We start from the raw sequence: 11257 nt of genomic DNA, 5'->3' as shown, positions 1-11257 counted from the left end.
TTTTGGCTTTCACTTTTCACAATTTGATTATATTTTTCTGTGGAGACACTATTAGGATTAGGAACATTGTTTTCTAATTTTTGATATTCTTGCTGAGTCATTCCATCTGGAATAAAGCCACCATAAGGTCTTTCGCCTTGTGTTGTTTGTTGTTCCTGTTGTTCTTGTGTTGCTTGTTCATAAATGCTTGCTACTTGCTCGTTATATTCAGTTTGAGAAATTTTGTCTGTGTCTTTTTGTTGAGTTAAGTTAGTAATTTCATTTTGATATGACTGAGGTAAAACTGAAGGGTCAAAATCTACATTTGCCCAACCATCTCCATTTGTATCTGCGCTATTTGGTAAATTGTCTCCGTATACAGTTTTAGCACCATCTTCAGCAGCGACTGTCGCTGAAAAACCTGTGAAAGTTAATGAGCTAGCCAATAATAAAGTTGGAAAGAATGTGGATTTTTTCATAAAATGTCTCCTTAATAAAATTTATATTTTTATTATCGCATAGATATAGCCATTTTATAATGGTTATATGGCGTTAAATCGTTATTGCGAATTTAAACCTAATTGTTCTAGAAATTCTCGTGGGTTTTCGGCTGCTTGGTTTGATACTTCACCTACCATACGTTGAAAATGTAAGTGGGGGCCTGTAACTCCCTCTCCACTAGCTCCAGAATATGCTATTACATCTCCTGTGTTTATACTTTGTCCAGATTTTACATTATATTCACTTAAATGCATGTACCATTGGTAATGTTTATCATCATCTTCTTTAATAGTTATGGTATTACCGCCTCCGCCTGGGTTCCATTTTGTTTCAAGCACAGTACCACTAGTAATTGCTTTTACTGGTGTACCAGTGAAAAGTCCAAAGTCCATACCATAATGCATGTTGTTATTAATATTTACATCATAATATCCATATTCAGCTGTAACTCTATATTGATTTAACCATGCAGCTGAACCTTTTTCAGAAGATGAAGGACTTTCTCCGTAATTTGAAAATACATCAACACATTTTTGATAATATTGTTTTCTATCAGCTAAACCATTATATCCGCCATTTACTTTTAATGTCACTTGTTCAACAGAAGGATTAGTATCACACAATTGATTCATTCCGTGCGTATACCACCAAAATCCAGCACTAGTCCAAGGATAATTATCTGCTACATATGAGACGCCTTGATTTACAATTTCTTGATCGCCAATTGAATTAGCAAATTGCGTATAATTGGCTCTACCAGTCATTTGAAGGTAACCTCCCCCTTTAAATTTAGGTCCATCGCCAGGTTGAGTATTACCTATATCAGTTCTACCTTCGTATGCTTCTCCAGATGCTATTTCCTCTCTATAAGTCCCAGCTACTGATTCATGGCTACATTGGCTTATAAAATGCATTACTCTTGATTTAGTATTTATTTCGTATTTCTCTAAACAATCATTTAAATCATTAATCACTGTCTCAGTAACAGCGCTAGAAGGCCAACCTACAGCTATTAATTGCTGCTCAGTAACTTTATCTCCATTAGAAGGTGGGATATTGTTACCACCGCCATTATTTTCAGAGTTATCCGTATCATCACCAGTGTCATTACCAGTGTCATAGTTACCAGGAACCAATATTTCTTGCCCTACTTGTAAATAATCAGGATTAGAAATATCGTTTAAAGATTGTAATTCAGATACTGAAGAATTGAATTTTTGAGCAATAACGCTTAAATTATCGCCTGATTGTACAGTATATTTACTTACGTTAGATGAATTAGTTTTTGCTTCTCCGTCTACAGTTAACACTTGCCCTACTTGGATGTAATCTGGATTTGCGATATTGTTCAATGTTTGTAATTGACTTACAGTTGTTCCAAATTTATTTGCTATATTTTCTAATGTATCCCCGTATTGAATAGTGTAAGTAGACTGGTTAGAATCTCCTTGAGAACCTGAAACTTGTATAGTTTGCCCTACTTGAATGTAGTTTGGGTTTGCAATATTATTCAATGATTGTAATTGATCTACAGTTGTACCGAATTTATTTGCTATAATTTCCAATGAATCTCCATATTGAACGGTGTATCTAGTTTGGTTATTATTGCTCTGAGAACCTGAAACTTGTATAGTTTGCCCTACTTGAATGTAGTCTGGGTTTGCAATATTATTCAATGATTGCAATTGATCTACAGTCGTACCGAATTTATTTGCTATACTTTCCAGTGAGTCGCCGTATTGAACAGTGTAACTTGATTGATTAGATTCATTTTGAGAACCTGAAACTTGTATAGTTTGTCCTACTTGAATATAATCTGGATCTACGATGTTGTTCAGTGATTGCAATCTGTCTGGTGTCGTTCCAAATTTATTTGCAATTGAATTTAAATTATCCCCATACTGTATAACATAATTAGTTACGTGTGTACTTTCACTAGGAATTTTAAGTACATCTCCAACATTAATATTATCAGGATTAATAATACTGTTATAATTCTGAATATTTTGAATATTGGTATCGAACTCATTTGCTATGCTGGTTAAATTGTCGCCAGATTGAACTGTGTATGATATGAATGCCATAAAAAATTCCTCCCAATTTTTAGTTTTGTGTTCTATTTCACCTTAACATAAAAAAAAATAGAACAACAATATTGTATGAAATTTTTTAATTTTTAGTAATATAAATAGTAAATATAGTATTTTCTGTAATTTATATAAAGTTGTAAAATTATACTTAGATTTCATTTTCTATATTAACTAATAAATTAAATGAAAAACTTATGAATTTTAAATGAAATAACCAAGAGTAACTATTTACTAGCATAAACTTCCAATGTATAGCGTATACATTTTTACTACCTATAATAGTTAATTATGTCAACTAAATTAAAAGGGCAAAACGCTGATTTAACAGCGTTTTGCCCTTTTTGTTAGATTTACTTTTTATTCATACTTTATACATTGCCTACACTATAGGTTTTCAAACGTTTTCATAGGCACTCATTTTGTATTTTTATTCAACTCATAAACTATCGTAAAGTGTTGTTTGTTTTTGTTACAATAGAAAGGCACTTCCTGTGCGTGAAAGGAGGTGCTGTATATGCTTGTTGTAATCTCATTTGTTCTAGGTTTTATCTCATCAGTTATTGCTGGTATAGTTGCAAACTATATATCTGATAAACTAAAAGGATAAAACAAAAACCCCCACATTAGCTTGGTCGGCGTGTGGGGGTTTTCTGTATATGCTAAATTGTAACTCATTTGTTAAGTTCAGTATATCGTGTATATTATCTTTTGTAAAATTTTCTCGTTGTATCTCGATCATCTACGTTGATTTTCGTTACTTTGTTATGAGTAAATAAATAACTATTTATCTTGTTAGTTTTTTTTCTTGAATAATTTTGAAAATAAAGACTGCTTTTGTTCATTTTGATTTGATATTTTTGAATCAAAGATATTCTCTTTTTCATACATCTTATCTGTTTCTATTTTTTCGCTGTTACCTAATATATTTTGGCTATTTAAATTCAAAGATTGTTCTTGTTTTAACGCAATTGTTAAATCGTCAATTTGTCGATTCTTTTGTCGAATTTCTGATTCTAAATGCTCTATATATTTATCTATATAACTGCTATATTGATTATTTGATGATTCTGTTTTGTTTGTCGATTTTTCATCAAATTTTGTCGATTCTTTTGTCGTTTTTTTATTTAAAATTGTTTTTAGATAATCTATTGTATTATCATCTATTAATGATTTGTTACCTGCTTTTTTTACCTTCAAATTTGAAGGTAAACTTTTTAAATGATAATGAATTGTTTGTTTAGAGACATCTAAAAGTTCAGAAACTTCCTTTACAGTTTTCATCAAATAACTGGGTCTCCTTTACTTGTTCATTTTTTGTAAAAAAGCTCGACGTTCTTCTTCTGTATACTCAGATGTCTTAGATGTGGCTGGTTGATATGTGTTATTTTTTAACCATTGTGGCGTCATTTCACGACTTATGTATCGTTTTGGTTTACCTGTACTTATCATATTAGATTGTCGTTTCGAATGAATACGTTTCTCAGGTTCAAAAGAAAACTCTAACCACTCAATTTTACGTCCTTTTTTAGCTTTAATTTTATTAATACTAAGATTTTTAAATAAAAAGCCTAATTCTTTAATTATAGGGGAAAATACATATTGATTAATATTCGTCATTCTATAAGAATTAGGTACATCTAATCTATCTCTAAAATCCTCAATACTCATTATTAAATATCCAGTATGTTTGTATTGTTTTAATATTCTAAACATATTTTTAGCGTATGTTGATTTTAAATGAGTCATCTCCTGTAACTCAAATTTTGTAAAATCAGATGTAATTTCATTTAATATGTGTTTTAAATCAGGTGAAGTAGCAATTTCTAAATATTTTTCAGTTAAGTCAATTTCATATTTATAAAAAAGGACAAATTTCTTGATTTTTGTTTCTGTACGAATGGTATATCTGATTTCTAGCATCTTATCATAAACCCTTTGTAAGTCATCAACAAAGCGATTTATATTTCTTGTTTCTGGGCTGTAATTACTTAATTCTTTTAATTCTTCAAAGGATAAAATTAATGTATTCGTATCTTGTTCTTTTAATTTATTACACATCGCAAAAAACAAATTAATTTCTACACTAGTAAATTTTCTTAAAGGCACCAAATTCATTTCATTTCTATATACAACTGTTTCACCAGCCATTTTATAATCACTCCTATAATTTTTATGTGTGAATAGAAAAGGTAAGGTTATTCTAAATTTATTCCTCTTTTTATTTATCATTTGTTATTTAAACATTGTATTAATAGTAACATTAATACAAAGACATGTTAACAATAAAAGTATGCCTTTAATGTGGCAAAAGTATGCCTTTAATGTGGCAAAAGTATGCCTTTAATGTGGCAAAAGTATGCCTTTAATGTGGCAAAAGTATGCCTTTAATGTTTTAAGAACTTACTCTCCCTAAGGACGAAAGAACACCTAAAAAGGGTTTAAAAAGATTTATATAAATATATATAAAGTTCAGGGGAAAATTACCCCAAATTCAAAATCACTTAAAGAATGAATAAATTCGTATGAATTTATTTTGATTTTAAAAACCCAAACCAGATCTTTTTTGTAAAAAAGGTCTAACAAAAAACTTCTTGAACTCGCCGTTCAAACTGCAGGGAATTGGAAGTTGTCCAATTCCACTGCGTTTAGTGTGGCGAGCTATGTAAGTGTGTCAACTCCTTATACTCATTCACTTCGTTCATTCCGTTACCGTTGACACACAAAAAATAAGAGCCTAGAACCTTGTTCTAAACCCTTAGTTAATTATTAGTAATCTTTTGATAATTTATATTGTTTATATGCTAAATAAACAAGACTCGCTTGAACAATAACTTGAGCTAAACTTAAGCCCAAACTGATACGTTTTTTTAATTGCTCACGATTAGCCATTTTTTCACTCCTTACATGTTTAATTATGATGACACCCTTTTTTGGATTTTAAGGGGGTATATAGCGCATTGAATGATTTTAAATACTTTTGAAATCAGAATTTATCATCAAGCGTGTTTATGAGCTTCGCACAAAGCAATAGAATACATGTTAATAATATAAAGGGAATGAGATAAAGGAAATAAGCTAAATAACGCCAAATGGATTTTCCTTCAACGATTTGATCATGAATCGTCTGTAAAAAAGTATCAATCGATAAGCTATGCCCGATAGGTCCTGTCACCATAGCGACTAACGCAACAACTAAAACCACGTAAAATAAGGCGAAAAGGCCATGGGTCATTTTATTTAAGGTCTTGTTGTATTTTTGAATTAGCTGATCATTTTGTCGCATTTTACTTTCTAGGTTTTGCTTATAGGTCTGTATTTCATTTTCAGCTTGCTCATTGCGTTTTTTTAACTCATGGATCAATTGGTCCGTTTGTTTATCTATCGCTTTAAATTTGGTGTCTAACGCCTGTTTAAAGTCTTGTTGTTGATTATCTGTATTGAGTTTCTTTAAATAACTATTGGCCACACTGATATATTTAACTCTCGTATCTTCCGTTGCTTGGTTAAAGGTCGAGATCGAATCCTCGAGTTCGCTCTTTAGCTTCTCGTTTCTGTTGTTCCGCTCGCTCTCGTTGTTCTCTAATTTCTCGAGATTTCTCATCAGCAAGTCTTGCTGCTTCAGCACGTTCTTGAGCGCGTTGTTGTTCGAGTTGTTGGGTTCTTGCTTCAAATCTTCGCCAATCTGCTTGAGTTGCGTTTCGATCTGGCTGAGTTTCTTTTTGATCTCTTTCGTGTTCTCGTCTTCGTTTCTCGGTTCCAAAGGCATTGATTATCTCCTCCTTATCGTAAGCATGACCTAGTTTATTCCCACGTACTTTCTTGTCTTCCTCGATGTGTTTATAAGTAATTGTTTTTTCAGTTGTACGTGCGATTTCAACCCCTTGGGGTTTCAATAGTTCGTTAAATTCATCAAAATTTGTCGCATGGTTTTTAGTTTCTTCAATTGCCATTCTTACTTGGTTTTTCCAGGATGATTTCGCATTATTGGTTTGATCCATGATATTTTGTTCGGCTTGGGTATAACGTATATCAGCTGTTTTCTCTTTGACGATACTCAATTCATGTTGTTGGCAAAGGGCATCACTTTGCGTGCGTATGTCATAGAGTTTTTGGCGATCATTGACAAACTTTTTACCTGTCTCCATGTTCACACTATTAATACAAATATGATTATGCAGGTGGTTTTGGTCTGTGTGCGTAAAAATGGCTACTTCATGATCGGGTGCGACTTGCGCAGCTAATGCACGACCAATGTCATTGGCTTGTTCTGGGGTGACGTCATCTTCAGGATCAAAGGATTGAATGACATGATACCCTTGACGGCCGTTATTTTTGCCGAATAATAATCGCGTGGTTTTCATCTGTTCTTTAACATAATCGACGTCACAGTTGAGGCCACTTTTCTTTTCGGCTTTTTCTTCATTTTCGGCATATGTGATGAGCGCATTCATTGCTTTCGTCGAACCTAATTTAATCGTTGCCATAAGTATCTCAGTCCTTTACGCAGCATTTCTAGTTTCCGTAATAACTTTTTAGCTAATGCCTCATCGATATGGCTCGTGTGCACGGCTTTGGTTAATTGATTTAAGTTCGTCCCAATCGCTCTTAATTCTTTCGCAATTTCTAAGGCGCCTTGTCGGTCGATACGCGGGTGTTTAATTCGTTTTTTCTGCGTCGCCTGTTTCGCAAGCATCGGAACCGATATATTAAGCGTTTCTGCCATGGCTTCTAAACGTTCATATTCTTCGGGTGTGACTCTAAATTTAATTTGCTTGCTTTCGCGTCTATACTCGGAAGTCAAAAGCGCACTCCTTTCTTAATCGATATTTTGTGATGCGCCGTCAAAAATGTGACGTCGATGATCATCACAAAGTACGATATATGTTTAAAGTTGTTCTATCGGATCAACTTTAAAATATCGGTTATTCAATGACTGACGCTAATTGTTTCACCAACAATGAACGTCACCCTCGATAACCTTATCGTAAATCGATTAATGGAGTTTGGCAAGCTACGTATATGGTACCCATATACCCAGCTTGTTGGTGGAAATCCCCCAAGCCCCCTAGGATTTTTTCTGCGAAAAAATAGCAAATACCGTTGAGTATTTGCTTAGTCCAACGCGCAAAAATTTGCGCATTAAATCGTGAGTAATTACTCATAAAATATTAACATTTTTATTTTAGTAATTACTCACCCAAAGATTCCACCTATGTTAAAATAATAACTAAGCAATCACTCACATCAAGTTGTTCTATTTGATTGAGTATTTACTTAGTTAAAGGTGGAATCAAAATGCCAAGTCAAGAACAAAAGAAAGCCAAAACCATTAATATCAATTTAACGGAAGCCGAGTATGAAAAAGTGAAACAGTTAGCTAAAATTAGAAATCTCAATCCCACAGCGTATACACGATTAGTTGCTTTAGGGAATCGAATTAAACCAACGGTTGTTGAAATGCCTTCGAACCAAATGACGATTGATACGAATGAAGATGTTGAAAATTTAAAATCGCAAGCTCAATCGAATGCTTATTACGCCAACATGTTTAAACGATTTGCGAGTTATATTGAAGATGATCGTTTTTATATTAATCTACATGAAGTCCAAAGTGATCGAGAGTTGATCCAAGCCATTCATCAAGTAAAAAAAGAAGAATAAATCCATAGAAAGAAAAATTGATAGATTTAATATAGTCGTAACTTATTCAATCAATTTATATGGTAAAATATTCGTGATACAGTAAATTTTTAAGGGGAATTATAATGAGTATAATTAAATCTTTTTCAGTTAATAATGGAGATATGTTTTACATTAAACATGGTTCAGATAACTTCACCATGATTGATTGCAATCTTAATGATAAAAATCAGGAGAAAATATTAGATGAATTAATTAAAGCATCTTCTTCAAAAGGGATATCCAGATTTATATCAACACATCCTGATGAAGATCATATATCTGGTTTATCATATATTGAAGAAAAAATGGGGATTTCAAATTTTTATTGTGTGAGCAATGATGCGATTAAAATCGATCCAAGCAAAGATTTTATGAAATATCAAAACCTCAGAGATTCTTCTAAGGCATTTCATATATATAAGAATTGTAGTAGAAAATGGATGAATGTAGAAGACGATAATAGAAAGAGTTCTGGTTTAAGTATATTGTGGCCAGATACAAGTAATCCAGATTATAAAAATGAATTATTAGAGGTTAGTAAAGGAGAAAGTCCTAATAATATCTCTACAATAATTCAGTATAGTTTAGAGAATGGTGTAAACGTTTTATGGATGGGGGACTTGGAAACTGACTTTATGGAAAAGATTGAAAAACATGTGGAGTGGCCCAAAATAGATATTTTATTTGCCCCACATCATGGAAGAAAAACTGGTAGAATTCCAAAATCAATTCTTGATAAATTAAACCCGAAAGTAATAGTTATTGGAGAGGCAGACACATTAAGTTTAGATTATTATCACGGATATAATAAGATAACTCAAAATTCTACAGGTGATATAATATTTGATTGTCTTCCAAAAAAAGTGCATATTCATGTAAAAAAAGAAGGCTATTGTACTGAATACTTAGATATAGAAAATATAGAAAATCAGTTAAGAAAACCGGGGTTCAACTATATTGGAACTTTAAATCTATAAAACCACCTGAAAGTTAATGAAAACTTTCAGGTGGTTTTTTCGCATGTAGATAATAAAGTTCTTGCATAAGCCTTAGAAGTGCTTTTAACCCATTTCTCATTGACGAAAAAAATCCAAATAATGATAAAAACAAAACTTATCATTATAGAAATTATAATTCCTACAGTATTCTCAGTAATAGAGGGATAACTCTGAGAATAAAGTAAATAAAAATTTAAAACGAAAGAAATAACCGAAATTACAACTCCCAGAGGTTTCATTCCAAGCATATTCCTACTATAACCATAGTTTATATTATCTTGATAAAGTAATGAAAAATCTTTTGTATCCCTAGTATTTTCGAGTAACCATTTTACTGCAGATTCGTATTTATCTTGTGAATATTTAGGTTTTTCAATTTCTTCGGTCTGACTGGGTAATTCTAATCCTTCGATGTTTTTTTCCAAATAATCATGATAGCGTTTTTTTGTTTCGGTATCTAGCGTATTATCCAAATGGGAGAGGTATAATGTTGTAGGAAGACTGCCCCATTTTTGAATTAACTTGTGTTGGACTTTTTTTCCTCTTTCTCGTGCTAATTTGCCTAAAAAAAACAATAATATTATTAATATACCTAATATAATTAAACTTGAGCCTAAATTAATGAGTTCTGGAAACAATATTAACAAGGTGATCACAAGTGGTAGGATAGTAAGGCTTGCTGGAAAAATTCTTGCTTTTAATTCATATTCGCTTATATTGTTTATAATATTAATAGGCAAAATTGCACCTCCTTAAATCTAATATACTTCAATTTATTTATTATATTTGACCTTACTTGCTAATTTAGCGACTGTCTTATTATCATGGGGTTTAATATAGATTGTTTCCACATTATCCTCAATTGCTTTTCTTGTTATCTTATCCATTTGACTATAATCGCTATTTTGTGGGCTTTCCCATTTATAAGGGATATTATTATATACATTAATGGATCCATCACCATTACTGCTATATGTTACTGATCCGCCAGCCTTCATAGGAGCTTCTAATTTTACAACATCTTCTTTATAAACCGCACTATCTTGGGCTTGTGGGTTTACTTTTGATCCTTTTGGTATTTTTGTAACATACACGTTTCTAATACCTTTTAAATCATTTTTTGTAGATATTAACTGATACCAAACTCGTGCATATTCAATTTTTTCTGAGCTAAAATTATTTAAATAACTTTTATTTTTATCAGTAGATTGGTGACTTTCATTACTCTCATTATTTTTTCTTTCTTGATCTTTATTATCGCTTTGCTTCTTGTTTTGTTTATTGCTCTTGTCTTTGGTATCACGATTCTCAGAGGTGTTAGTTTTCTTGTCAGTTTCATTTTGCGTTTCATTTTCTTTATTCTCTGATGTATTAGTATCACTAGAACTGTTATTGTCGTGATTTTCTGAACTTTTATTATTACAACCTGCTAAAAATACCAGAAAACTAACAATTGATATAGCTAAAATAATTTTTTTCATACTGTAACTCCTTTTTAAAATTTAAAATTAAACTTATATTGATATTTTTTCAACAAAAACCTAAATTACAGAAGTTAAAAAGCCGTATAACCATCCATAACATTATATGTATTAAATATATAATAAAACAACCACCTGTTTGTGTAAAACGGGTGGTTGTTTTATCAATCTTTATGTTAATTTTTTTCTGAATAGTAAAAGACCTATACCTATTATTAGTAGTCCGGAAGCACCAATTATTGACAATATATTACTTTGATTGCTTTCTCCTGTTTCTGGTAATACCTGAGAATTTGAATCTTGATTTTTCACATCTTTAGAACTATTATTATTTGTTTCAATTTCAGGTTTTAACTCACCTTGAGGTGTATTGATAGTTTTGTTTTCTTCATTAGCTATCTTTTGGCTTTCACTTTTCACAATTTGATTATATTTTTCTGTGGAGACACTATTAGGATTAGGAACATTGTTTTCTAATTTTTGATATTCTTGCTGAGTCATTCCATCTGGAATAAAGCCACCATAA

At 31.7% G+C, this 11257-nt stretch carries 13 protein-coding genes; 2 read left to right on the top strand and 11 right to left on the bottom strand.

Annotated features, from left to right (window positions below; genetic code table 11):
• From IEU88_RS13405 to IEU88_RS13375, 8 genes are all read right to left on the bottom strand, one after another.
• On the bottom strand, nucleotides 1-458 hold a 458-nt coding region (locus IEU88_RS13405; protein WP_188350424.1), incomplete at its 3' end, for a peptidase.
• An 81-nt stretch (nucleotides 459-539) separates the two neighbouring features.
• Nucleotides 540-2564 carry a LysM peptidoglycan-binding domain-containing protein gene (locus tag IEU88_RS13400; RefSeq protein WP_103373127.1) on the bottom strand — a complete coding sequence of 675 codons (2025 nt, stop codon included), beginning with the start codon at nucleotides 2562-2564 and terminating at the stop codon, nucleotides 540-542.
• A 798-nt stretch (nucleotides 2565-3362) separates the two neighbouring features.
• Nucleotides 3363-3851 (bottom strand): helix-turn-helix domain-containing protein, encoded by a 489-nt coding sequence (locus IEU88_RS13395; RefSeq protein WP_103373133.1) that lies wholly within the window; start codon nucleotides 3849-3851, stop codon nucleotides 3363-3365.
• Nucleotides 3852-3869: 18 nt separating this feature from the next.
• The gene (locus tag IEU88_RS13390; RefSeq protein ID WP_103373126.1) at nucleotides 3870-4718 is read right to left on the bottom strand and encodes a replication initiation protein; all 849 of its coding nucleotides are present in this window, start codon (nucleotides 4716-4718) and stop codon (nucleotides 3870-3872) included.
• Between the two features lie 618 nt (nucleotides 4719-5336).
• Complete coding sequence (locus tag IEU88_RS13805; protein WP_255201773.1) at nucleotides 5337-5459, bottom strand: hypothetical protein; 123 nt, start codon at nucleotides 5457-5459, stop codon at nucleotides 5337-5339.
• Nucleotides 5460-5553: 94 nt separating this feature from the next.
• Nucleotides 5554-6036: a DUF334 domain-containing protein gene (locus tag IEU88_RS13385; protein ID WP_103373125.1), complete on the bottom strand. Its 483-nt coding sequence runs from the start codon at nucleotides 6034-6036 to the stop codon at nucleotides 5554-5556.
• 37 nt (nucleotides 6037-6073) lie between these two features.
• Nucleotides 6074-7054: a relaxase/mobilization nuclease domain-containing protein gene (locus IEU88_RS13380; RefSeq protein ID WP_103373124.1), complete on the bottom strand. Its 981-nt coding sequence runs from the start codon at nucleotides 7052-7054 to the stop codon at nucleotides 6074-6076.
• Nucleotides 7036-7371: a plasmid mobilization protein gene (locus IEU88_RS13375; protein ID WP_125147428.1), complete on the bottom strand. Its 336-nt coding sequence runs from the start codon at nucleotides 7369-7371 to the stop codon at nucleotides 7036-7038. Before IEU88_RS13375 ends, IEU88_RS13380 begins: the two co-directional genes overlap by 19 nt.
• Nucleotides 7372-7865: 494 nt before the next feature.
• Between IEU88_RS13375 and IEU88_RS13370 the strand changes: the two genes are divergently transcribed.
• Nucleotides 7866-8231, top strand: a complete 366-nt coding sequence (locus IEU88_RS13370) for a plasmid mobilization protein (protein WP_103373132.1) — start codon at nucleotides 7866-7868, stop codon at nucleotides 8229-8231.
• Between the two features lie 104 nt (nucleotides 8232-8335).
• Nucleotides 8336-9229 (top strand): ComEC/Rec2 family competence protein, encoded by an 894-nt coding sequence (locus IEU88_RS13365; RefSeq protein ID WP_103373131.1) that lies wholly within the window; start codon nucleotides 8336-8338, stop codon nucleotides 9227-9229.
• A 26-nt stretch (nucleotides 9230-9255) separates the two neighbouring features.
• Here IEU88_RS13365 and IEU88_RS13360 read toward each other — a convergent pair whose 3' ends face one another.
• The 3 genes from IEU88_RS13360 to IEU88_RS13350 all read right to left on the bottom strand — a co-directional run.
• A complete protein-coding gene (locus IEU88_RS13360) occupies nucleotides 9256-9990 on the bottom strand; it encodes a hypothetical protein (RefSeq protein WP_103373130.1) in 735 nt (244 codons plus the stop codon).
• Between the two features lie 33 nt (nucleotides 9991-10023).
• Entirely contained in the window at nucleotides 10024-10731 is a 708-nt protein-coding gene (locus IEU88_RS13355; protein ID WP_103373129.1) for a YdeJ family lipoprotein, read from the bottom strand.
• Nucleotides 10732-10902: 171 nt separating this feature from the next.
• The coding region (locus tag IEU88_RS13350; protein ID WP_188350423.1) for an LPXTG cell wall anchor domain-containing protein at nucleotides 10903-11257 on the bottom strand (355 nt) is incomplete at its 5' end.

It is taken from the genome of Staphylococcus nepalensis, assembly GCF_014635045.1.
In the GTDB taxonomy this organism is placed as follows: domain Bacteria; phylum Bacillota; class Bacilli; order Staphylococcales; family Staphylococcaceae; genus Staphylococcus; species Staphylococcus nepalensis.
This window is presented reverse-complemented; position numbering and strand designations above follow the sequence as displayed.

Bases quoted from the DNA above. Each gene is read 5' to 3' on its own strand.
- IEU88_RS13400 (WP_103373127.1), bottom strand. From the start codon at position 2,564: ATGGCATTCATATCATACACAGTTCAATCTGGCGACAATTTAACCAGC.
- IEU88_RS13395 (WP_103373133.1), bottom strand. From the start codon at position 3,851: ATGAAAACTGTAAAGGAAGTTTCTGAACTTTTAGATGTCTCTAAACAA.
- IEU88_RS13390 (WP_103373126.1), bottom strand. From the start codon at position 4,718: ATGGCTGGTGAAACAGTTGTATATAGAAATGAAATGAATTTGGTGCCT.
- IEU88_RS13805 (WP_255201773.1), bottom strand. From the start codon at position 5,459: ATGGCTAATCGTGAGCAATTAAAAAAACGTATCAGTTTGGGCTTAAGT.
- IEU88_RS13380 (WP_103373124.1), bottom strand. From the start codon at position 7,054: ATGGCAACGATTAAATTAGGTTCGACGAAAGCAATGAATGCGCTCATC.
- IEU88_RS13370 (WP_103373132.1), top strand. From the start codon at position 7,866: ATGCCAAGTCAAGAACAAAAGAAAGCCAAAACCATTAATATCAATTTA.
- IEU88_RS13365 (WP_103373131.1), top strand. From the start codon at position 8,336: ATGAGTATAATTAAATCTTTTTCAGTTAATAATGGAGATATGTTTTAC.
- IEU88_RS13355 (WP_103373129.1), bottom strand. From the start codon at position 10,731: ATGAAAAAAATTATTTTAGCTATATCAATTGTTAGTTTTCTGGTATTT.